The 24,672-nt window shown below is 30.4% G+C and carries 18 protein-coding genes; 5 read left to right on the plus strand and 13 right to left on the minus strand.

Annotation, left to right across the window (positions count from 1 at the left end):
• Nucleotides 1-83 precede the first annotated feature (83 nt).
• Nucleotides 84-4,628, minus strand: a complete 4,545-nt coding sequence (locus AC2GW8_RS10705; protein ID WP_440879864.1) for an endonuclease — start codon at nt 4,626-4,628, stop codon at nt 84-86.
• Between the two features lie 245 nt (nt 4,629-4,873).
• Here AC2GW8_RS10705 and AC2GW8_RS10710 point away from each other — a divergent pair, with 245 nt between their 5' ends.
• Nucleotides 4,874-5,287: a hypothetical protein gene (locus AC2GW8_RS10710; RefSeq protein WP_440879865.1), complete on the plus strand. Its 414-nt coding sequence runs from the start codon at nt 4,874-4,876 to the stop codon at nt 5,285-5,287.
• A 61-nt stretch (nt 5,288-5,348) separates the two neighbouring features.
• On the opposite strand, the gene AC2GW8_RS10715 is transcribed toward AC2GW8_RS10710, so the two are convergent.
• Nucleotides 5,349-7,724 carry a TonB-dependent receptor gene (locus AC2GW8_RS10715; RefSeq protein ID WP_440879866.1) on the minus strand — a complete coding sequence of 792 codons (2,376 nt, stop codon included), beginning with the start codon at nt 7,722-7,724 and terminating at the stop codon, nt 5,349-5,351.
• 427 nt (nt 7,725-8,151) lie between these two features.
• On the opposite strand from AC2GW8_RS10715, the gene AC2GW8_RS10720 reads away from it, so the two are divergent.
• The 3 genes from AC2GW8_RS10720 (at nt 8,152) to AC2GW8_RS10730 (ending at nt 11,735) form a co-directional block, all read left to right on the plus strand.
• On the plus strand, nt 8,152-8,637 hold the full coding sequence (locus tag AC2GW8_RS10720; protein ID WP_440879867.1) for an acyl-CoA carboxylase biotin carboxyl carrier protein subunit: 486 nt from the start codon (nt 8,152-8,154) through the stop codon (nt 8,635-8,637).
• Nucleotides 8,638-8,639: 2 nt separating this feature from the next.
• Nucleotides 8,640-10,076: an acetyl-CoA carboxylase biotin carboxylase subunit gene (gene accC / locus AC2GW8_RS10725; protein WP_440879868.1), complete on the plus strand. Its 1,437-nt coding sequence runs from the start codon at nt 8,640-8,642 to the stop codon at nt 10,074-10,076.
• Between the two features lie 117 nt (nt 10,077-10,193).
• Entirely contained in the window at nt 10,194-11,735 is a 1,542-nt protein-coding gene (locus AC2GW8_RS10730; protein ID WP_440879869.1) for an acyl-CoA carboxylase subunit beta, read from the plus strand.
• Between the two features lie 218 nt (nt 11,736-11,953).
• Here AC2GW8_RS10730 and AC2GW8_RS10735 read toward each other — a convergent pair whose 3' ends face one another.
• The 5 genes from AC2GW8_RS10735 to AC2GW8_RS10755 form a co-directional block, all read right to left on the minus strand.
• Nucleotides 11,954-12,355 (minus strand): peptide chain release factor-like protein, encoded by a 402-nt coding sequence (locus tag AC2GW8_RS10735; protein ID WP_440879870.1) that lies wholly within the window; start codon nt 12,353-12,355, stop codon nt 11,954-11,956.
• 30 nt (nt 12,356-12,385) lie between these two features.
• Complete coding sequence (locus AC2GW8_RS10740) at nt 12,386-12,994, minus strand: ATP/GTP-binding protein (protein WP_440879871.1); 609 nt, start codon at nt 12,992-12,994, stop codon at nt 12,386-12,388.
• The gene (gene pnuC, locus AC2GW8_RS10745) at nt 12,958-13,587 is read right to left on the minus strand and encodes a nicotinamide riboside transporter PnuC (RefSeq protein ID WP_440879872.1); all 630 of its coding nucleotides are present in this window, start codon (nt 13,585-13,587) and stop codon (nt 12,958-12,960) included. The genes AC2GW8_RS10740 and pnuC overlap by 37 nt, the downstream gene beginning before the upstream one ends.
• Nucleotides 13,571-13,831 (minus strand): hypothetical protein, encoded by a 261-nt coding sequence (locus tag AC2GW8_RS10750; protein WP_440879873.1) that lies wholly within the window; start codon nt 13,829-13,831, stop codon nt 13,571-13,573. Before AC2GW8_RS10750 ends, pnuC begins: the two co-directional genes overlap by 17 nt.
• 146 nt (nt 13,832-13,977) lie before the next feature.
• Nucleotides 13,978-14,604 carry a 4'-phosphopantetheinyl transferase family protein gene (locus AC2GW8_RS10755; RefSeq protein WP_440879874.1) on the minus strand — a complete coding sequence of 209 codons (627 nt, stop codon included), beginning with the start codon at nt 14,602-14,604 and terminating at the stop codon, nt 13,978-13,980.
• 61 nt (nt 14,605-14,665) lie between these two features.
• On the opposite strand from AC2GW8_RS10755, the gene ahcY reads away from it, so the two are divergent.
• The gene (ahcY, locus tag AC2GW8_RS10760) at nt 14,666-15,982 is read left to right on the plus strand and encodes an adenosylhomocysteinase (protein ID WP_440879875.1); all 1,317 of its coding nucleotides are present in this window, start codon (nt 14,666-14,668) and stop codon (nt 15,980-15,982) included.
• Nucleotides 15,983-16,393: 411 nt separating this feature from the next.
• Here the strand turns inward: ahcY and AC2GW8_RS10765 are convergent, their stop codons facing one another.
• The 6 genes from AC2GW8_RS10765 to AC2GW8_RS10790 form a co-directional block, all read right to left on the minus strand.
• Nucleotides 16,394-17,404 (minus strand): TlpA family protein disulfide reductase, encoded by a 1,011-nt coding sequence (locus AC2GW8_RS10765; RefSeq protein ID WP_440879876.1) that lies wholly within the window; start codon nt 17,402-17,404, stop codon nt 16,394-16,396.
• Nucleotides 17,405-17,810: 406 nt separating this feature from the next.
• On the minus strand, nt 17,811-18,317 hold the full coding sequence (locus tag AC2GW8_RS10770; RefSeq protein WP_440879877.1) for a ferritin: 507 nt from the start codon (nt 18,315-18,317) through the stop codon (nt 17,811-17,813).
• Between the two features lie 123 nt (nt 18,318-18,440).
• Complete coding sequence (locus tag AC2GW8_RS10775; RefSeq protein WP_440879878.1) at nt 18,441-18,719, minus strand: hypothetical protein; 279 nt, start codon at nt 18,717-18,719, stop codon at nt 18,441-18,443.
• A 513-nt stretch (nt 18,720-19,232) separates the two neighbouring features.
• Nucleotides 19,233-20,234: a TlpA family protein disulfide reductase gene (locus AC2GW8_RS10780; protein WP_440879879.1), complete on the minus strand. Its 1,002-nt coding sequence runs from the start codon at nt 20,232-20,234 to the stop codon at nt 19,233-19,235.
• A 318-nt stretch (nt 20,235-20,552) separates the two neighbouring features.
• The gene (locus AC2GW8_RS10785; RefSeq protein ID WP_440879880.1) at nt 20,553-21,569 is read right to left on the minus strand and encodes a hypothetical protein; all 1,017 of its coding nucleotides are present in this window, start codon (nt 21,567-21,569) and stop codon (nt 20,553-20,555) included.
• Between the two features lie 886 nt (nt 21,570-22,455).
• Complete coding sequence (locus tag AC2GW8_RS10790) at nt 22,456-23,436, minus strand: ETX/MTX2 family pore-forming toxin (RefSeq protein WP_440879881.1); 981 nt, start codon at nt 23,434-23,436, stop codon at nt 22,456-22,458.
• Nucleotides 23,437-24,672: the final 1,236 nt, after the last annotated feature.

Here is a 24,672-nt window from a genome sequence, read left to right on the forward strand (position 1 = left end):
CATAATAGTGATAAGGATACTAATTACTTTCAAATGAAAAACGGCATCTAATTTTAGATGCCGAAATAAAAAGTTTTTAGTTACTATCTATATTTGTAAAGAGTTCTCCTCTTTTTTACTTTACCATCTACAATTGCTTGTAAGTAATAAAGTCCTCTTTTCAAATGAGATAATTTTAACGTTGCATTGGCTTTATTATTAATAAGGTTAACTTTTTCTTTGAAGACCTGTTTTCCAATACAGTTATAAACGATCAGTTCTATTGTTTTATTTGTTGACCCTTTTATTTTGACATAGCTGTTTCTTGCAAAAGGGTTTGGGAAAACTCTAAATTGTGTGAAATAAAAATCATTAGTATTACAACTACCTAAAGTTGCTCCATAGTGTAAGTAAAAATTAACAAAGTATTTTGGAACACAAATTGACTTTCCCCTAAAGCACATTTCAACACGATTGAGCTTCTTTCCACACCTAATATCTATTACCTTTACGGTTGTACTGATATTTATAGAGCATCCCTTAGCATCTGTAATTTCAACAGAATATGTTGTGGTTTTTGAAGGCTGAATAATATTACTAGTTGTTATAGCCCCATTATTCCATCGATATGTATATGGAGGATGACCACCTTTAACTTCTGAAACATTAATAGTTGTATAACTAGTTTCATATCCGTAGTAAATTGTTTTCTCATCAGAGATAACCGCTGATAGAGGTTCATTTTCTGAAATTTTAAATGAGGTTGTTACTGTGTTACCCAAAGCATCTTTAACTTCAACAGAATAATTTCCGGCAATAAGTTCCGAAATAGTATTTTCTTCAGTTAGTGCGCCATTACTCCATTTGTATGTATAAGGAGAGCATCCTCCCGAAATAGATACTGTTGCTTTTCCATCCTGATTTCCATTACATGAAACACCTGAAGTTATTACCCTATCTATCATGAGAGATTTTATTAACAACTGTGTAGATACAGGGAAATGATCAGATACAGTGTTAGTATAGTTAGCGTTGTAGAATTCGTAATGAACACGTTCGGAAGTTGTGATATATTCTTCATTTAATTCATTAGAAAGCATGATATGATCTATCATATTGTCTCTTGAAACATATGATCTGAATCCAAGATCACTTAAAGATGAAGATACAATGTTATAGTTTTCAGAATCCTCTATAAATGAATTATAAGTAGATATAGTGGTTGTGACATCTGCGACAGTTTCATCTACGTCGTCATTATAGTCCCCTAAGAGAACAATATTTTTATCAGCATAAGATGTATCTAGAGAATCCTTTAAAATTTGAATATCATATCTTCTCATATCGTAACGATTCTGAGCGTCTTTACGACTATTCGCTCTGGCATGAATATTTACAAGATTGAATTCCTTTGTATTTCCGTCTATAGTAATATTAGCTGTAATCATAAATGGCAACCTTCCACTGGCGTAAAATCTCGTCTTATCATTTGAAGGGTAATTTACAAGTGCCGATTCGTCTCCACCATTATAATATGGATGAATTGACTCTAATAATACTTTTGAATCTGTAACCGATACTGTGTTCTTATTATAAATAAAGCCGATATGTTGTTTCGGTTCTTTGCTATCGTTAGGGTAAGAAGTAGCACTTGAAAGAATAAATTTATAATTAGGTAGCTCATTAATCATTTCTGTGAAAAGAGGAATATCAACAATTTCTTGCACAGCAATAATATCGGCATTAAGAGCTTGAATTACCTTTTTTACGCTGTCTTTCTGTATAGCGTCTGAATTCGGACTTCCAGCTGAAGGTGAATTTGACTCATCACCAAACCATTCAATATTCCATGTTGCTATGTCTAACGCTTTTGATTTGTCTACTTCGATAAAAATATCTGGTACTTCGTAATTATTAGCACATGCAATATCTTTACGATTTCTTGGTAAAATTTGATAAGTATTTCTAAATCTACTTATTACACCTACTATTTCATTGCAAGATTGTGGTTGTCCTAGTCCCACAATACTCTTAACATCCATATCTATTCTTATATCTGCTTTACCGCTTTTATCCGTAAGCGTATAATTTGAATTTCCAAAAAAGATATTTCCTGGATCAGGGAATTTTGGATTTTTAATGCGAACTAGCTCTCCAGGATGTGCTGACAATTGGCTTAACGTTATTGTTTTAGGTTTGATTGAGATCGAAGATTTTCCGTTTTTTATAACTTCTGCAACTGAACTAATCTGAATTTGATTATTAAAGCTACTTCTTATTCCAGTCACTGTTATAGAATCACCAATCATAAAAACACCATCACCATATATTTGCTTATCAAAAATAGCAATTCCTCCTGTATTATCTTGTAAATAAGCAGATCCAGAAAATTGATCTGATACGGTTAAGGTTCCTGTAATAGTAACAGTTTCACCTTCTGATTTGGTTCTTGCTTCTACAATAGGTATAGCTTTGGTTGCCTGAGGCTCTAACTCATTTTTCTTACCAGGTGTTGGTATTGCTTGTACGTAAGATTCTGTATTTCTCGCTCCACCACTACCATTTTCGAAGCGTTGAGATGAATGGATATTTTTATTACCAGCACCATTTTCATTGACTTGAGGTTGGTCTTTATTTAAAAGTTTTTTTAGCTCAACATCATCAGCATCATTGGTGTCGTACACAAAGGCATCAATAAGGTTTTCGGTACTGATTTTTGAATTATTAGGATAATCAATTGCATTTCCCAAGTATAGCGCTACTGCGTCAGCTCCATTTTGAAGCCCATTACTATTAAAAGTAAGGGAAGAAACATTAGGTACACCAGCGTTTCCAATAACAAAATAACCTTCATTATTGGTTTTTTGCCCATCTAAATCATAAGTAGCATAACTTTGATTATTTGAACCGTTATAAAAAACTAGAACGAATCCATTAAGGCTTGTGTTTCCTGTTCCTCCATCATATAATTCTACGAATTCTTGAGTGTCAGTACCAGGTGTGTCCGCATCTACTTCATTGATTATAATATTTGAAGTTGATTTTATTTCGTTTCCTTGCAATTGAATATCATCAAAACCAGCATAATCACTTCCTCCGTTTTGCTTTACACTTATGGCAAAGCTAACTGATTTTACTGAATTAGGAATGGTTTCCTCAATAGTAATCCATCCCTTAGTGTTGTATGTATTTCCCAATGTTACAGGTATTGTTCCTTGAGATTTGTTATCATGAAAAAGCTCATAGTTAATACTATCACCATTTGACACATCATAGTCAACAACATTAATAGCAAATGATAACGATACATCGGTATAATTCGAAATATCTACATTTTCAAAAATAATAGTACCTCCATCAGCAGAACCACAGTTACCATCTAGGTCTCTTACACCGAAAAAATGATTATCACTATTAACTGAATTTATAGAGCCAACATTTTTTACAATATCCCATATGTCTGATCCGTCTGTACATTTCACAGGCGAATTAACGTATTTCCAGGTATCATTTAAGGTCTTTTCAAATCCTTGAAAAACAATTGCAGATCCTACAGGAGGATTTACTTCTTCAAGGGTGGTTAAATTTACTTCAATACTATTTGATGAAGCATTTCCAAAAGCGTCAATTGCTCTTATAAAAAATGTATACGTTGTGTTTGGTGTTAAGTTAGTAACTGTAAAATTTGTTTTAGAGGTGGCAGAAATTTGTTTACTATTGTTAAATATTTGATAAGCGATTACACCAGTGTTGTCAGATGAAGCAGTCCAAGACAAGTCAGCAGTTGTTTGTGTTATGTTCTGAACACTTAAACTAGTTGGAGTTGATGGAGCTTCATTATCTCCATTATTAGAGTTGAAACGATTTTCAGCCTGTGGCCCACCCCAAATTGATGTAGCAAAGGCAGGATTATCAATAAAAGGGTTTCTATTTCCTTGAATATTTGATATGATAATATTTCTGTTAATCTCATGCATTGAAACCGGATCCTCTGCATTCCATTCTAAGAAAATATCCATCATTTCATTATGGTACGTTTTTTTTCCAGTTCCGACATCTTCAGGAGAACATTGATTTCCATATCGTAAATACATATACATCATCATTCGAGCAATATCTCCTTTCCATTCGTCACCAGGGTACCAACCATTAGAAACATTTCCTGCGTTTCCAGCTCCGTCAGCAAAAGGCGTACTTTGCCTGTTACTGTTCATTTTAACATCACTTGCTCTTAAATGATGGGCATCAGCCCCTGCTCCTTTGGTTCCCAGATTGGGTTTTCCTAAAGATTTAGGAAAAGTGTGTTCTCTATTCCAATCACCGGTATTTCCACCATTATCTTCTTTTGAGCGTGAACGATCATTAATGGAGGTATTGTCGTTATCATTATATCCATAAATAAGAAGTACTTTGTTTTTGTCAATAGGGTCTAAATCAGCTTGCTTAAGTGCATTCCAAACACCTGGTGTGTAGCTTAAAAATGTGGTATGGGTACTTGAAATAAGTACAGAAAGATCATTTTTAAGCTCTTTTCCTTTTTGGTTAACATTTATGGAATTGTAATAATCTGGGATTTGAGCAAAAACATTGTTTTCCTGTAAAATAACAAATATCAATGCTATTTTAAATAGAAGGGCCGTGTTTTTCATTGTTGGGTTTTTGTAATTTAAATATAATTTATGGGGTGGAGGATATTCGACAAAATTATAAGTTGTTAATGTTAAGAGTGTTAATGAATAGTTAACTTTATTTTTTTTGAAACTCAATATTTAACGACAAAATAATTTTATAATCCTTAAAAAGTCAACTATTTTTCTTACTATTGTTTTTTTGATACTTATTTAACAAATAGTATTGTGTAAAGCAGTCCTTTTTAATAAAAAAGAGTTACTACATGAAACAATTAAACTTTCTAATTTTATTTTTTATTGTAATTTATTCTTCTTTTTCTCAAGAGTCAGAAAATAGCTTTGATTCCTTAATTTATAAGGCTTCAACAAGGGGTAGTTTTTTATTTTTAAAAGTTACCACAGAAACTGCATTATATAAAACAAATGAAAAAGAAAAAAGCTTTAAAGTTTCCACTAAAGATCAAAAAAGACTACTTGATTTATTAAATGAAATAGAATTTGCTGAAATACAAAAATATAAAGCTCCAACAGATAATCATTCTACGGACAGAGCGAAACAAGCTGAGTTTTTATTAATTAAAGGGGGAAATAAATACAAATCATCTATATTCGATGATGGAAATCCTCCTCATGAGCTTAAAAAGATAATTAATGCAATGATGAGTTGTGTAAAATAAAAAGATTGAGAAGATTCTCAATCTTTTTATTTTGATAAAATGTTCAAATATTTTTTTTATTTTAAAATTTTAAAATAGCACCCAATAAAAAGTTTCGTGTAGCTTGAGGATAATAACCTTGTACTTCAAATGAAGTAGGCCCTGTCCAGTAGTCTAAATAGGTATATCCCCTATCAACATATTCTTTGTTTAAGATGTTGTTAATGAGTCCGGTAAAGGTTATTGTTTTGATTACTTTCTCTAGAGATAGCTCATAACTAATATTAAGATCAGATACATAATAGCTTTTTAATTTCGAAGCCTTTGTATCTGTATTACTTAAATATTGTTCACCAACAAATTTAGATAATAATGCTACTTGTATATTCTTTTCGGGAAAATAAGTAAATATATTTCCAGCAATAATACTTGGTGAAAAAGCAATATTAGTATTTCCTATATTACGTTTAGTACCATCACGGTCTAGTTTGAAGTTTTTTATTTTATTACGACTTATAGTAAGGTTTTGTTGAATATTGAATTTCTTATTAACTTTAATATTAGCATCAATTTCTAGTCCCAAACGGTAACTATCGTCTACATTTTTGCGTAAGTACTCTCCAACATCATTCAAGCCACCAGTCTGAATTAATTGATTTTTGTATTTCATGTAGTAAATATTAGAGCTTAGTTGAATTTTTGTGTTTTTTAGTCTCCATCCCAATTCAAAGTCATGTAGGGTTTCGTGCTTTACATTTTTGCCATTCTGAAAATCATCACGATTTGGCTCTCTATTAGCATTAGCATAGGAAGCATATATGCTGTTTTCATCATTTATTGTATAGGTAACTCCAGCTTTAGGATTAAAGAAACTAAAAGAGGTGTTGATTTCAAGTGGGTTTCTATCAGCAGTTAACCCTTTAGTTTTGTAATCAATAAATCTACCTTGTAGGTCTACAAAAGTTTTTATGTTATCAGAAACATTAAAAGTAAACTTTGAAAAAATACTGAAATCACTTTTTTTAGCATCACTTGTGTAGTATCGATCTCTAATCGAAGTGCCCTCTGTAATCTTTTTTGCCCAAATAACTTCTCCAAAATGAGCTCCGGAGTAGTAACTGTATGACGCACCTGATGTTATCTCGAAATTATTTTTCTGATAGGTTATATTTGCATTGGCTACATAAAAATCATTATTTAACCAACGACGAACTATTAAGTCTGTTGCAGGTGTTCCATCCCAGCTTGTACCAGTTGCATCAACAAGACCGTTATATTTCGTTACAGGACTATTTTCTTTAAATTGTTCAAAGTATCCTTTCCCCTTAGTATAATTAAATCCAACGTTGGTAGTTAATCTATTTGATATTTTTTCATTCCAATGTAATTGATAATGATCTTGCCAGTAATTATCTGTTTCATTGTCGTAGGTATATGGATTTTGGCGACGATCTTCGTTCAGTTGTTCTTTTGTTAAACCAAACCAGGCTTGATATGTTTTTTCCTGACCGCCAAAAGTAAGCGCTTTTATCAAAGTGTTTTTATCTTTATAACTTCCCTGAAGAAAATATGATTTTAAATCTGTAAAAGCACGATCTATGTATCCATCTGAATAAATATTGGAAAGCCGTCCTGCCAATTCAAAGTTTTCATTAATTTTTCCAGTAGTGAATTTTATAGTGTGTTTTCTGGTTCCATACGAACCAAAGGAGTTTGAAATTTCACCACCAGCTTCATTAGAAATGGCATCGGTTAATATATTCAAACTTGCTCCAAAAGCTCCAGATCCATTGGTAGAAGTTCCAACGCCACGTTGGAGTTGTAAGTTTTCAGTTGACGAAGCAAAGTCTCCCATGTTAACCCAAAAAGTACCTTGGCTTTCTGCATCATTATAAGGAATACCATTTATAGTAACATTTACGCGTGAAGCATCTGAACCTCGTACACGAATATAAGTATACCCTATTCCTGAACCAGCGTCTGAAGATGATGTAACAGAAGGTAAATAATTTAAAAGTACAGGAATATCTTGACCTAGATTACGTTTTGCAATTTCTTTTTTTGATAAGTTTGAGTGTGTAACAGGGGCGTCTGCTTTTACTCGAACAGCTGATACTAAAACTTCTTCTAACACATTATCTGTAGTGATAAGTTTAAATACTAATTTTTTGAAGTTATTAGTGTTGATTTGTTGTTTAATCGTTTTGTATCCAACGAATGACACCTCAAATAAAAAATTACCTTTGGGCATGTTTAACTTAAAATTCCCTTCAGCATTAGAAATAGTTCCTTTTTTTTGAGATGAAACAATAATTGTAGCTCCTTCCAGTGGTTTATTTTCTTGATTAATTACTTTACCAGTTACAAAAGTATTTTGTGCATTCGTTCCCAGAGAAATAAGCAAAAGTGTTAAAAAAGTTATAGTTTTTACTTTTTTAAGCAATATGTAAAGTGCCATTATATATATTTAAAGAGAATAAAAAGAGATTATTATTCTAAAGTTAATTTTGTTCAAAGCCAAAAGCTTTTCTATTTTCCCTAAACAGCATTACCTGTTCTAGGTTCCATGGGTATGATCTCAGCTTTTTTTTCCTAGGTTTTACTTTTTACTTAAAGTATGTTTTTAGAACAATTTTTAAATAATAAATAAAAATATAGATTTAACTCTAGATTAAAAAGGCACCCCTTTTGAGAACGATGCAAAATTAAAACAGAAAATTAAAATAGCAATGTTTTAATAAGGAATAGTTTAAAAAAACATCTAAAAATAACAGAAAAGTATGCCATGTTTTAAATGCATATTTATAATGCTGGATTTTAAGGTGCTATCTCGGAGAATTTATTTGCGATAATTTTAATATTTTAGAGGAATAAACAGGAATTTTATGAGTAAACTATTCAAGGCTGTTGTCAATAATAATTATGATTTTGATTTTACGCCAGAACAAATTAGTGAATTGGATATGGTGACTGGATCTGACACAAGCATACACGTTCTTCATCAAAGTAAATCATTTCAAGCAAAAGTCATAGGGAAAAATTTTATAGATAAACTCTATAAAGTGGAAGTAAACGGAAACAATTATGATGTAAAATTACATAATTCGTTAGATGTATTTATTGATAAATTAGGTCTAAATACTAATTTATCAAAAAAAGAGAATTATATTAAAGCTCCTATGCCTGGATTAATCGTTTCAGTTGATGTTTCAGTAGGTCAAGAAGTGAAAGAAGGACAGGGAATTTTGGTGCTGGAAGCGATGAAAATGGAAAACACGTTATCAGTCCCAAGAGATGGAATCGTAAAATCATTGTTAGTACAACCAAGTTCTAAGGTTGAAAAAAATACATTATTAATTGAAATGGAATAATTATGAAAAAGATTTTAGTAGCCAATAGAGGGGAAATAGCTTTGCGTGTAATGCGGACAGTAAAAAAAATGGGAATTAAAACAGTAGCTATTTATTCGGATGTAGATAGAAAATCACCACATGTAGCTTTTGCTGACGAAGCTGTATGTATTGGATCTGCGCCATCAAATCAATCGTACCTTTTGGGAGATAAAATAATTGAAGTTGCAAAAAAACTTAATGTTGATGGAATTCACCCTGGATATGGCTTTTTAAGTGAAAATGCTTCATTTAGTGAAAAAGTAAATAAAAATGGAATAATTTTTATCGGACCTAAGCCAAAAGCTATTCAAATTATGGGAAGTAAATTAGCAGCAAAGGAGGCGGTGAAGGCATATGGAATTCCCATGGTTCCAGGAATTGATGAAGCAGTAACAGATGTTAATTATGCAAAAGAAGTAGCAAGGAAAATAGGTTATCCTATTTTAATTAAGGCATCTGCTGGTGGTGGTGGAAAAGGAATGCGAATTGTATATAAAGAAGAAGATTTAGAAGAGCAAATGAATAGGGCTATTTCTGAAGCGGAATCAGCTTTCGGAGATGGAGCTGTATTTATTGAAAAATATGTAGCCTCTCCAAGGCATATTGAGATTCAGATATTAGCAGATAATAAGGGGAATACAATTCATTTATTTGAAAGAGAATGTTCTATTCAGAGAAGACATCAAAAAGTAGTAGAGGAAGCTCCATCAAGTGTATTAACTTCTGAGCTTCGATATGAAATGGGAGAGGCAGCAGTGAAAGTAGCAAAAGCATGCGACTATAGAGGGGCTGGGACGGTAGAGTTTTTGTTAGATGAAAATAAAAATTTTTATTTTCTTGAGATGAATACACGTTTGCAAGTAGAGCATCCGGTAACAGAAATGATTACGGGAATTGATTTGGTAGAACAACAGATCAGAATTGCACGCGATGAAAAATTAGCATTTAATCAAGGAGATGTCACAATTAAAGGACATGCTCTTGAACTAAGGGTATATGCTGAAGATTCTCTGAATAATTTTGCTCCCAGTATAGGTATCCTTGATACGTATAAAGTACCTAAAGGCACAAATATAAGAGTGGATGATGGTTTTGAGGAGGGAATGGAGATTCCAATCTATTACGATCCGATGATAGCAAAGTTAATCGTATTTGGACAAAGTAGAGAAGAAGCAATTGAGTTAATGAAACAAGCAATTAATGATTATCAGATAAAGGGAATAGAGACAACTTTACCCTTTGGAAAGTTTGTTTTTAATCATGAGGCATTTACCTCTGGGGATTTTGACACCCATTTTGTGAAAAAATATTACACCTCTCAGGCTTTAAGTGCTCAATACAAACAAGAGGCAGAAATCGCAGCAAGGTTAGCCTTGTATGCTTATTTAAAGGAAAAACAAGTTTTAAAAACATGTTAATTTTTGATTTTTAGGTTATCGTTGGAGAATATAGTTTTTTCTATGAGATGGAAAATATCATTTAAAACAAATGTAATTTATAACTTCTAACAAAAACATAAAGGAACTTTAAAAATAATGGATACAAAAATAGAGGATTTACAGCATAAAATTGCAAAAGCAAAAATTGGTGGAGGTCAAAAACGAATTGATAAACATCATGAAAACGGGAAATTAACAGCTCGAGAAAGAGTCTCATACTTTCTAGATGAAGGATCTTTTGAAGAGATTGGAGGTTTGGTAACTCACCGAACCACAGATTTTGGAATGGGAGATAAAAAATATTTTGGAGATGGTGTAATCACTGGATACGGAACCGTAAATGGAAGATTAGTATATATTTTTGCTCAAGATTTTACAATCTTTGGAGGATCGTTATCTGAAACTCATGCAGAAAAAATATGTAGGGTTATGGATTTAGCCGTTAAAGTAGGAGCGCCATTAGTAGGACTAAACGACTCTGGAGGTGCTCGTATTCAAGAAGGAGTTCGATCGTTAGGGGGGTATGCAGACATTTTTTATAGAAATGTACAAGCATCTGGAGTCATTCCACAAATTTCCGCAATTATGGGACCCTGTGCAGGAGGTGCTGTTTATTCACCCGCGATGACAGATTTTACTATTATGGTTGAAAACACCAGTTATATGTTTGTTACAGGACCTAATGTGGTTAAAACAGTAACAAATGAAGAAGTAACATCTGAAGAATTAGGAGGTGCAAGTACTCATGCAACGAAATCAGGAGTGACGCATTTAACAGCAGAAAATGATGTTCAATGTCTAGAAAATATTAAAGTATTATTGAGTTATTTACCACAGAATAATCAGGGAATTACTCAGAGGCTCCCTTTTGAGTTAGGTACAGAAATCAGAGATGAGCTGAAAACCATTGTTCCTGATAATATTAATAAACCCTATGATATGCGCTCAGTGATAGAAGGTATCGCTGATAGCAATTCTTTTTTTGAAATTCAAAAAGAGTATGCAGATAATATTGTTGTGGGTTTTGCCAGGCTTGCGGGAAGAAGTATTGGAATTGTTGCAAATCAGCCAATGAGTTTAGCAGGGTGTCTGGATGTTAATAGTTCAAAAAAGGCTGCAAGATTTACTCGTTTTTGTGACTGCTTTAATATCCCATTATTAGTTTTAGTAGACGTACCAGGATTTTTGCCAGGAACAGATCAAGAATGGAATGCTATTATTACAAATGGAGCAAAACTATTGTATGCATTAAGCGAGGCAACTGTGCCAAGAATAAGTGTAATTACAAGAAAAGCATATGGAGGTGCTTATGATGTTATGAATTCGAAGCACATAGGAGCTGATATGAATTTTGCATGGCCAACTGCAGAGATTGCAGTAATGGGGGCAAAGGGTGCAAGTGAGATTATTTTCAAAAAAGAAATTTCAGAAGCGGACGATTATGAGGCTAAGCTAGCAGAGAAAGAGGCAGAATATGCAGAGAAGTTTGCGAACCCATATCGTGCAGCAGAAAGGGGGTTTATTGATGAAGTAATTTTGCCAGAGGAAACAAGAAGAAAGCTTATTAAGGCTTTCGCGATGTTAGAGGGAAAAAAAATAGAGGTACCAAAAAGAAAGCATGGAAATATACCTTTATAGGAATGTTTTTAAATCATATTAAAACTGTCTTGTTAATTTAATTAAGACAGTTTTTACTAAGTAATTATAAATTATCATCTAGTATAATTTGTTAATTATTTTATCTGTGATTTTTTAGCCTTAAAAATTAAAATTAGTTTTGTTTAATATTGATTATGTATTTATTGAGGTTGGATAAACAATAAAAAAATTTTATTTACAAAAATAAACGACCTCTTTTAAAACCGAAGTTTCTTACGGCTATCTTTTTTCTCTGAGAGATGTTTCTTAGCTTTCAACCTTTTTTGGTGAAGTTTTTTGTTGTATAAACTTTTTTTTCTAGGTTTAGAAATGATGGTAGCTTGTGCTAATAAGCTAAAAAAACGAATAATGACTAGTTCTTTATTATGATGTTGAGAACGAGTTGATTGGGAAGACATTCTAAGAACTCCATTACTGGAAATTTTATTTGATAAGTTTTTTAGTATTAACTCTTTTTCTGATTTAGAGAGTCCTTGTGACGTTTGGATAAAAAAACTGAGTACTACTTTTGACGCTACTTTATTAATATGTTGCCCTCCATTTCCAGAACTCCTAACAGCTTTAAAGTTCAGTTCTCTAAAAATAATAGTTTTATTCATCTTTTAGCACTTATTTAAAGAGTTTTTTATTTATTTCTCAAGTATATTTTCTTCTTTAGATGAATATAGGTTTATTTTTTCTATTATTAGTTTATCTATATATTCCACTGATTTTTTTAAACGCATATCAAGGGAACCTTTTATCAAAACATAAGGTTTTTTATATTTTTTTAGGGTATTTTCAAATGCTTCAAACATTTCTTGACGCTGGTTTGGGCGATCTCTTAAATTATCAGCTTCCCAAGGTATATCAATATACGTTAGTAAGTACAGATCATAAAAGTTATTTAGGGCTGCTTCATTCAATTTCGGATCGACAAATCCGTTGTAATATTCTTCTGAGTAAACTTTTGTTTCGAGTAGGTTTGTATCACATATAAGAACTTTGTTTGCGCTTTTTGCTGCTTTATTTTCGAGTTTCATTTGTCCTTCTGCAATAGGAAGTAAATCGGTTTTTTCACAAACTTTTTGCTCTCTATTCCATTTGTTTTGAAGAAACTCTCTGGCATATTCTGGAACCCAAGAGGTATTGTAATATTTTGCTAATTTTTTAGAAAGTGTCGTTTTACCTGTGCTTTCTGGTCCGAATAAAACTACTTTAACTAAATTAATAGGTTGCTGTTGATATTTTTTTTCCATGCGTGATATCCTAAAATTGCCATAAATGTAAAAATAATATATTGAATACTTGTGAAGGTAAGTCCCTTGTAAAAGTAAAGAGGAATTGAAATAATATTACCCACGATCCAGTAAGTCCAATTTTCAATTTTTCTCCTAGCCATTAGCCACATTCCCACGAAAAATATTGCTGTAGTAATGGTGTCTGCATAAGCTGTCCACCCATTCCATTTATCTAAAATATTATAAACTAAGTAAACAAAAGCCAACGTTAGAGTAAATATAATCAAACTAATTTGTTTTTCCATTGATGTCATCTTAGATATTGGAGTTACATTGTTTTCGTCGATCTTTCGAGTCCAAATATACCAGCCATAAATACTCATGAAAAAGTAATAGATATTAATCATCATATCGCCAAAGAGTTCCCATTTTAATAATAAATATGCAAAAATAGAAGTACTAATCATCCCAGAAGGGAACACCAAAACGTTATTGTTTTTAGAAAACCAAACTGATAGAAAACCAAAGATAACTGCTATAATCTCTAGCCAGATGTCAATAGAATCGTATAAAGAATATTGACCAAAGAAGAAATCAAAAAGTTGGCTCATAATTACTTCTATCTGATTTAACAATTTTAAGTAGGATAAGACCATTGTCTATAAGCTCGAAAGTATTTTTTATTTCTGAACTCAATATTTTCATCACTTCATCGTATTTACCATATACTTGCGTGCTTAGTGGATTTTCCATAACAGTAAGTCCGGAAGTTCTCATTTTTTTAATGAAATTTATAATAGGTTCTTCAAATTCATTTTGAAGAGGCGTAAGTGTAAGTTCTACTGAAATATTCATCGGTGAAAATTGAAAAACAAATATAAGTCTATTTACTTAAAAGTGTTGTTAGGTATTAATTTGTTATTCTATTGTATACTGTAAATTTATTTACTGGTCTTAATTTTTTATATAACACATATAAAAAAGAACTCCTTGTTAATTACCTAATAAGCATACACACAAGTAAAATCTTCAATTTCCAAAAAAAACACTCGATAATCACTTGTTTTTCCATCATAAAGAATTTTCCCAATAGTATGATTCGTTTCAAATGAAAAGTCTTCAATATACATGTGATTTAAGAATAACAATTTTTTTTTTCCATAAATTTTATAAAGACTTTCTTTAGCGCCCCAAACAATGGTTAATTTACTTACTAAAGCATCATGGTTAGCTATTGATTTGTAGGCTTCAATTGGTGTAAATTTATGTGCTATTTTTAATATTTTATCACGTCTTTTTTCAATATCAATTCCTACAGGTATCTCCGAAGAGATTATTATACCTGAGAAGATGAACGAATGTGTTATTGAAATAAATTTACCATCTCTCAGATGTGGTTTTCCAAAAATATCATAACTAAGGTCTTGGTCAGAATAACCTTCAAGTTCCAATAAACAGCGAATACTTAAAAAACCTCTTTGGTGTATTTCAGACTTCATGTTCATTAGTTTCTTTTTACTTTTTTCAGTCAAACTAAATCTGCAAGATAAGTCATCTATAGATTCTTCGATTTTCCAAATTAATACTTTCGTATTTTTATTGACAATTACTGTTTTATACAGAGGCATAAGTTAAAAAGTTATTCCGTAAATTTGTTTTATAAATTTATGATATTAAATATACAAAAATATGAGCGCAAATACAGCAACATACATCCCATACAAAGTTAAAGATATTTCTTTAGCTGATTGGGGTAGAAAGGAAATAGAGTTGGCAGAAGCTGAAATGCCAGGTTTGATGAGTTTACGCGAAGAGTACGGAGAAGAACAACCTTTGAAAGGAGCAAGAATTGCAGGATGTTTACATATGACAATTCAGACTGCTGTTTTAATAGAAACTTTGCAAGCTCTTGGTGCAGAGGTAACATGGAGTTCTTGTAATATTTTCTCTACTCAAGACCAGGCAGCAGCAGCTATTGCTGCGGCAGGGACTTCAGTATATGCATGGAAAGGAATGAATGAGCAAGAGTTTGATTGGTGTATTGAACAAACGTTATTTTTCGGAGAGGAAAAGAAGCCTTTAAATTTGATTTTGGATGACGGAGGAGATTTAACAAATATGGTTCTTGATAAGTATCCACATTTAGTTGATGGAATAAAAGGATTGTCAGAAGAAACTACCACAGGAGTTCACCGTCTGTACGAGCGTATGAAGAATGGTACATTATCAATGCCGGCAATTAATGTAAATGACTCAGTTACAAAATCAAAGTTTGATAACAAATACGGGTGTAAGGAGTCTGCAGTTGATGCAATAAGAAGAGCAACTGACGTAATGTTAGCTGGAAAAAGAGTTGTAGTATGCGGTTATGGAGATGTAGGTAAAGGAACGGCTGCTTCTTTTAGAGGCGCAGGAAGTATCGTGACTGTTACAGAAATTGACCCAATTTGTGCTTTGCAAGCTGCTATGGATGGTTTCGAAGTTAAGAAATTAGAAACTGTTTTGAAAAACGCAGATATCGTTATTACAACAACAGGAAACAAAGACATTGTTCGTTCAGAGCATTTTGAAGCAATGAAAGATAAAACGATTGTTTGTAACATAGGTCATTTTGATAATGAAATTGATATGGCTTGGTTAAATGAAAATCATGGTAATACAAAAGTTGAAATAAAACCACAAGTAGACAAATACACAGTTAATGGAAATGATATTATTGTTTTAGCTGAAGGACGCCTTGTGAATTTAGGATGTGCAACCGGGCATCCAAGTTTTGTAATGTCTAACTCATTTACAAATCAAACATTAGCACAACTTGAATTATGGAATAACGCTGAGGCTTATAAAAACGAAGTATACATGCTTCCTAAGCACTTAGATGAAAAAGTAGCGAAATTACATCTTGCAAAGATAGGAGTAGAGCTGACCTCTTTACGACAAGATCAGGCAGAATATATTGGAGTTACGGTTGAAGGTCCTTTCAAACCAGAACACTATAGATACTAGAAAATCAGTAAATATTTTTAGAATCAAAAATTATATTATAAGTCCTGTAGCCTATGCTGTGGGACTTTCTTGTTTAAAGATGGTACGATTCACAGATAACTATTTCGCATATAAACCAATCCCTTTCTACCTTCTAACAGATAAAAAAAGAAAATGTAGCCTATAGATTATGTTCCTCCTTCTTTTATTCTTTGTGATAAAAAAATCAATTACGGTACAAAATTTTAAAGACAGATCATATTAGGAAGGTTGTGATTTCATAAATATGTTCATTTTTATGCATTAAAAACAATTTTTAGATAATTTAAGATATCTTTGGACTTCATTTTTTGAAATTGAAGTATAAAAAAACACACTTTAAAAGTGTGTAAACTTATCAAAGGTGTTTTAATATTTTCTATGGGATTCCTCTTAAATATTCAAAGATTCTAATACTTCTACTAATTTAGGATCAGAGGGCCTAGGTGCTTGTGCATCCACAATATTTCCTTCCGGGTCAATTAAAATGAAGTGAGGTATTGCATCTATTTTATAGTTTTTTATAAATTCTGATTCCCAGTTTTTATCGGCAATTAATTGAGTGCCGGCTAACTTTTTATCAGAAACCATATTTTTCCAAATATCGTAATTCTTGGTTTCATCAATTGAAATTCCAACGAATTCAATATTCTTATCATGGAATTTTTCTTCAATATTCTTTAAGTAAGGAATTTCATTTTTGCATGGTTGACACCAAGTAGCCCACACATCAATAAAAACGTATTTACCTTTTAAATTATCTAAAGAAGTAGTACCTCCTTTGTGATTTTTATAATTTTCAAACTTTGGAGAAGTTAATCCTTGCGCAAGATTCTTTTTTATGTAAATTTTTTTATCATATTTTTTTGTTATAGATTTTTTCATTTTTGTGATACTTCTTTTTTGAGTAGCAATGAATGAACTATCTAATACTTTTTCTTCGAGTCTTTTTTCAAAAGATTCTTCGTAAGATTTTAACTTAGCCTCAAAGTCTTTCCTTGGTAATTTGTATAGTTCTTCAACATCAAATTTTTCTTTAATTAGAGTAGATTTTGCTAAGAAGTTACTCTCATCAGCTCCTTTTCCAGTATATGTAATGGTTTCATCAAACTTTTTAGTATCAAGAGTTAAATTAACTTCACTTCCATTCTTAAGGAAAAGAGATGTGTATTCTGTTCCATCGAATATGTAATGAATACCCGTTTTGACTTTTAAAGTATCACTAAAAGCTCCTGTTTCATTTACTTTTATAACTTTTCTAGTTTTTGCCTCATAGTTGTTAATTTCTAGCGAATCTGAATTTCTATTGGTGATGTTACCTGTAAATATTACATAGTCCTTTGGTTTTTCATTACAAGAAGTAATAGCAAGTGAAGCTAATGCAAGATAAATAAATTGTTTCATTTGAGTATATTTATACCGTTAAGTGTAAATCTAAATTAATGAATTTATGCGAATTTTGACTTTTCTAAGTTGCCCTAATTTTAAAACGCAAATGATGTGATTTTTTTAATGGAAGTCTTTAAAAACTTATAATATTATTAACCTACAGGCTTTTCATATTTTTAAGTTATGACAAAAAATTAATTTAAAATAAGAGAAATAATTTGATCTTATTTTTTCAGTGTTTTAAAAAAAAGTAGCATATCTATAATTACGTAATTATATCGCAATGTTTAAAAAAGAAAATGAACAAGTATTTATATGTTAAATGTTTACTTATCGTATTAATTTATCTTTGAATTATAAATCAAAAAGTCTCAATAATTAAATTGAGACTTTTTGATGTCAGTTTTTGTCATGTTATTTGTTATTCCTTAGGAATTCTTTCATCAATCATTTTTAATGGAAAGTCACCCATTAAGTCAATCATGTCTAGAATATCTCTCACTTTCTCTTCTTCTTCTGCTTGTTCAGTAACGAACCATTGTAAAAACACCTCAGAGGTGAAGTCTCCAACCTGACGAGCTTTTTTAAATACATTATGGATCGATTTAGTTACTGCTATTTCTGCATCTAAAGAAGCTTCAAATATACTCTTTAAGTTTTCATATTCATGTGTAATACCTTCTATTGTAGGTGAAAGAGCATTACCTCCATTGTCATTGATAAATTTGAAAATTTTCATCATATGTGATCTTTCTTCTTCTGCTTGATTATAGAAATATTGTGCACTATTTCTTAATTCTCGTTGATCACACCAAGAAGCCATAGCTAAATATTTGGATGAGGCTTTTTGTTCCATCATAACTTGATGGTTTAATAAATCGACAACTTCAACATGTAGAATCATGTTTCTTCTTACTGCAGTTTCCATATTAATTGTGGTTTAGGTGTTTGTACATCAAAGATAAGTATTAAAACAATGATTTAATAACTTGATATACAATTTAAAAGTAGTCTTAGTAAACTGAAATAATGAAAAAATAAGGATGGCTTTTTAGATGAAAATTGATTCTACAAGGTCTTTCAAGTCTAAAAGTTGAGGTATATCTAGATATAATAAATGCGATTTATCTGCTACCAATAAAAGAACATAATTATCTCCATTAATAAGCATTTCTAATTTATCAAAACTAGTGTAATATATAATTTTTTTTCTTAAAGCCAATAACTGACAAAATGTAAGCTCAATAGTTTTGTAACCTAGATCTAATTGGTAGGAATTTCGTTCTGACGAAATGACGCAATATTTCTTACTCTTTAAAGAAGCTTCCATAAATGCAAATATATTATTTTAAATTAATCTAAACAAGATTAGAGTTGCCAATTCAGTATATTTTTTATAAAATTAGTGTTTAATACAAAACAAAAAACACCTTCTATATCTATAATAGATGTTTTGATAAAATAATATTTAATTGCTTAAATCTTTAAAGAATCTAATACTTTTATTAGGTATTAATTTAAAAAGAAATGAGTTTGTGAGTTAATAGTATTTTCCCTTGGATCAATCAAAATGAAACGAGAAAAACGATCAATTTTATAGGCTTTAGTAAAATCAGAATTTCAATTATTGTAAGCTATTTGATATTGTTTATTTTTTTGTTTAAAACCATATTTTTCCCGTTTCTACATTTATAATTTACAGAGAGTCAAAGTTCTGATTGCCTATGTTTTTTTGATAGTTCGACATGTTTATTTATGTTTTTTTAACATGATAATAACCTTAATTACTAGGGCTAGTATATATTATTATTTGATGATTTGTACTTGTTTAAACGATTGAAATTTATAGCTTAAGCGATTTTAAAAGTTTCATTAGTTCTGGATCGGAAGGTCTTGGTGTTTTTGAATCTATAATGTTACCTTCTGGATCAATTAAAATGAAACGAGGAATGCCATTAATTTTATAGCTCTTAATAAAATCAGAATTCCAGTTATTATCAGCAAATAGTTGAGTTCCTTTTAATTCCTTATCTACTACCATTTTTTTCCATAATTCATGATCTTTCTTTTGATCTATTGAAATTCCAATAAACTCAATATTTTTACCATGAAATTCTTTCTCAACTTTTTTTAAGAAGGGAATTTGATTTAAGCATGGGATGCACCAAGTAGCCCATATATCAATAAAAACATATTTGCCTTTTAAATCATCTAAGGAGGTAGTTCCTCCAGTAAAGTTTTCATAATTTACAAATTTTGGAGAGACCATTCCTTTGGTAAGAGAAGATGTTTGATTGTAATATTTTTCTATGTAATTAATAATGGTGTTTAAGCGTTTTTCTTGATCCGCTACGAAGATTGAATCTGAATTATTATCCAAAAGTCTTTTTTTGAAATTAGCAGTATAAGACTTTAACTTTGCATCAAAATCTTCTTTTGATAAATTGAAAATTTCTCTATTTTTAATGAGACCTTCCTCTAATAAGAATGCTTCGGCTAAAAAGTTACTTTCTGTTGCACCCTCTCCTGAAAATGATACGGTTTCATGAAAATTTTTAGTATCAAGTGTCATATTCAGTTCTAAACCATTTTTAAAATAGGCAGTTGTCTTTTCTTTACCATCGAAAATAACATGCAAACCAGATTTAATATTTAAGGTATCACTAAAAGTACCATCGCTATTTAATTTGATTGTTTTTTTAAACCCTGTTTTTGGATTTAAAATAAGAAGTGAATCAGAATTTTTATCTGTGATTTTACCTGAAAACGAAAGGTAGTTTTTGGGCTCTTTTTTACATGCGATTATTGATAAAAAGGCTAATGAAAAATAAAATAGTTGCTTCATTATTTGAGTTTTATTAACTGTTTTTAGTAATCTTCTAAAGTAGTGAATATATATTAATTATTTGCTCATTACATATTTCACAATATCTAATATTTTAGAGAAAGTACACACTATTTTATGGTGAAACTTTTTAAGAGTGAGAAATGCTTATATCATCTGTAATTTTAAATATAAACGAACATTAATGAGATTTAATACAATTAGAGAGAATATTTAATAAAAAAATGAAGACTATGTAAAATAATTGAAAGATAAAAAGTAGAAGGAGAACACTATTTGATTTTACTCTACTTTTATAATATTATGATTTTTTTAGATTTAATTATCCGCTATCCAGCATCTAATTTTTATCTCTTTGGAATGCTGTTCGTTTACCTCAATGACATAAGCTTTGTTTTTGTATTCGTAAAAAAAATCTTCTGCATCAATCGCCCAGAAATAATGTTCATGATGTTTTTTACCATAGTCAGCTCCAATTTTACCCTTGAATTCTATAGAGGCTTTCCATTTAGAAGAGTGAGTTTTATGTCGTTCAACTAGTTCCCAGTACGCGACTTTACCTGCAGGAACAAAAATTTCATTATTACTATTTATTATGACAGTGTTATCATTAGGAATACAGAGAGTATTAGTTCCGTCAATAAATACATGTTTTGAAGATTTTAAACCCGTACCGAACCCTTGCGAATATAAGTCAATTGTAATTGAATTATCAAGTTCTGTTCTTAAAGGTATTTCTATTTTTCCCCCAACCTCTTCCTTTATGTCACCAGTTATATTCCAGTGAACATAGTTATGAATGTCAAATTCAGAACTACCTGGAAATGGTAACCAAGTATCTTTACTACTACTATTTTTATGAACTCTAGTTACAGAATATGGAATTCTTTTAAAATCGCTGTACGCCTCTTTTGATTTTTCGTTACAAAGAAAACCTTTTGTTCTATAAAGAGAGGACCAATTATGTTTTATGTTTGGGTTTTGTCCCTCACCACAGACATACTCATTGAAATAAACTCCAATGGGAGTTTCTTCTCCTAAATTTATCAGTCGGGCAAACCGTTGTTTTATATCGTCAATATTTCGGAAATTGATTCTGGTATTGACGCTTATATCTCTTAAATTATAACCATCAATTTTGTGCCAGTTCCCAAAAAAAGAACTTAACTTCCTAGATTTTTTTTTATGATAGACGGTTTTTGACCTTTTTATGAAAAGGTCGTAGTCGTCTGTTTTACCTTGTTCAGATGAAGTTAATTCATTAACTTGGTCGTTACAACTTAATGAAGAAAAAAATAGTGTTAAATAAAAAGTTTGTATCAATTTATTTTTCATATTAACGTGTTTATAATTTTTTATAAAAAATGAAACAACTCGTAACGGAAATTATTTAAATTCTTAGAACTTTAATTGCTGTCAGACAGTTTTTGATTCTAAAAATTAAAATACGATGAGTTGTTTTTGTGTTAATCGGCAAAGGTAGTACAAGTAATTATGCCTAATTATTAAAATGTCTTTTTATTTTTTATAAAGTGCAATTTGTTTGTTGTTTGCTCCACTATCAAAACTAATACTAATTATAGTATTAGTTAGGTTTCTTTGATTTTTAAGTTTCTATACTGGACATTAGAGTCATTTTTTTCTTATAATCTTTCAATAAGATAGACTAAATGAAAATACAAGGAATTATTAACTAATGATATTTAAGCTCAAGTTTGAGGAGAGTATTCATTTTCATTGATTTTTGGTCTGTAAAAACATCAACATTTTTGTAATTTAATTATACAACTAAATTGAAATTTTGTTTTAAGGTGTTTATTATTAATGTTTTATTTCTAGTAGAAAAAGTATTGTAAAATATTTGTATTAGTAAATATGATGAGATGTTAATAATTAATTGAATGGAGTATTAACTATTTCAAAATTTCATGATTCTAAAAAAAATAGAATGATTTGATATATTTTTTGTGTAAAATGGTCAGCGAACATTTATTTCTATGTATAGTAAAATCTGCTTTACAATTAAAATTACAATCTTATAATAAGAATAAATACTTAGCAAAGCTTCTAACAATTGTTGTCAAGTAAGAAAAGAAATTGTTTTAATATTCAGTAGATAATTTATGTGTGTTTTAAAATAAATAGAGGAACTACAAAATGTAGTTCCTCTTATTAAGCTTATAAGTAATTATTATAACTTTTTTAAGATAAATATTTTATTTTAATTATCGTGGATTACAGCTCTTATTTCAAATTGTTTTTGAATTGTAGAGAATACACTAATCTGATAAGCGTTTTTAGGGTTCTTAAATTCACGGAAGAAATCCGCAGCATGGACATACCAAAAATGATGACCTTTATATTTACCAGCTCCATAATCGGCTCCAACTTCACCTCTAAATTCAACAGGAACTCTCCAATCTCCATCAAAATTTTTATGACGTTCGTATAATGTCCAAGTAACCTTTTTGCGTCCAGGAACCATTATTCCAGTAGCAGATCCACCTATAGTAATTATTTTAGTAGTTGTCGAAGTATCAGAATAAGATGCCGAAAGCGTAGCAGTAACCGATGTTTCACCTTCTGCTACAAGAGGTAGGCCAATTTTTCCACCTGCTGTTAGAGCCAGTGATCCCCCAACCTCATATTTTACAGAATGGGTATCTCTGAATTCCCATTTTATTGGAGCTTCCATTCTTCTAGGTTCATTGTCGTAATTTCTTACAGAAATAGTTTCCTCTATTGGTTTCCAAGGTGTGTAGTCAGATATATTTTCTCTATCATAAAAAGACTCACCTACAGGTCTAAATTCGGCCTCCCAATATTGTGAAGGGTTAGGGTTGGTTCCCCAACCTAATCCTCGATCATTAATAAAAACTCCAACAGGTAATTGCGAACCAGAGTTCAATATTTCAGCAAATCTTGCTTTAGCAGAACCTTCATTATCATATCTAAAATTAACATCTCGGCTTAAGGTTTTTAGATGCTTACCACTAATTTTCTGCCATTCACCAACGATAGGTGCTTTCGAACGATGCGAAGTATCAACATCAAAATATTTTATATTGATTGTTTTTCCTACTTTGATACCTCTATCCTTTTGTTGACTAGGGCTTGACATAATTTCTTCTTCTTGGTTTTGACAAGAGAAAAAAGTTGCGAATAATAGAGCACTGCTCATTAAAATTAGTTTATTTTTCATTTTCTTTTAAATAAAGGGTTAAAAAACACATGCATCATTAACAGCTACTTAAACTTATAATTTACATGCTACATTATACAAAAAAGTTCATGGTAAAATTGAATTTATATAATCTAAAAAACTACAGATTCTTAATCGTTCTGTATTGTATTTTAGGGATTAATAAATTAAAAAAAATCATTCTTCACTCGTTGTAGTCTTAATAAGATGAAAAACTTTTATGAATACTCTTTTTAGTTTTTTTGAAAGAATGATTTATCGTGTTTTTTAGTTAAAATAAAGTTTTTTTTAACATTTGTGTTTTGATTATTTTGTTTTTAAGTTTTTGAATTTTAAATCTTTGTGTTTGGTTTGATTTTGCGTATTGAGCTGATATGTTAAAGTTTGGTTTTTTGATTTTATAAAATGATTAATTTGATTAAAAAAGACTTGTTACAACTTATTTTATAAAAGAAAAGGCGCTCAATGTGTAACTATTTTTTCAACTAATAATATAGAATTTAACGGGAGTATATCATTAGAAGTTTTAATATTTACGAAAATCATGCATCTATTTTTAAATAGAGCTTTTATTTCCTTATAATGAGTTAGTATTAATTTTATTTGAATGGTTATAATATTTAATTATTGTGAAATAAACACAATGTAATTCTAATAGTTTTTAAATAAGATTTCTCAATGCTCTAATAAAACTAATGGAGGTCTTGATATTTCTAAAAGTATTATTAAAACAAGAAGTTTTAAAAAAAAATAAAATAGAGGGACTTACAATTTGTCCCTCTATCTCTAAGAATTTATTTTTTATTTTATTTAAGGTAAAAGCACATGTTTTATTGAAATTACATGCTTTAGTATAAAAGATTTTAGAGGTGTAATTGAAATTTATCAATAATTTTGAAGCAAATCTAAGAACCATCGTTTTTATAATTTTGAGGGTTTAGGGGCGATATTAATAATTGTTAAAAACAACTCTTCATTCTATTTAGTGGTATAAAGGAAAAAAGTATACCTCTATACTCTTTTCAATCAAAAAAATAAATTTATTTGATCATAAATAACCTTAAAATATAATTTATTTTAACATAATTTCCTTGGTGTTTTTTTTTTATTTAGCTGTTTTAGAGTGTTTTGTTTTGTTGTGAAATAAGTATTTTGCCTAATGTGTTAAAGTTTTTTTAGGAGGTGTTATTGCTAGTTTAACAAGTATGAAATGTACTAGGAAGTTGCTTTAATTAA

The sequence above is a fragment of the Tenacibaculum profundi genome, assembly GCF_057162725.1.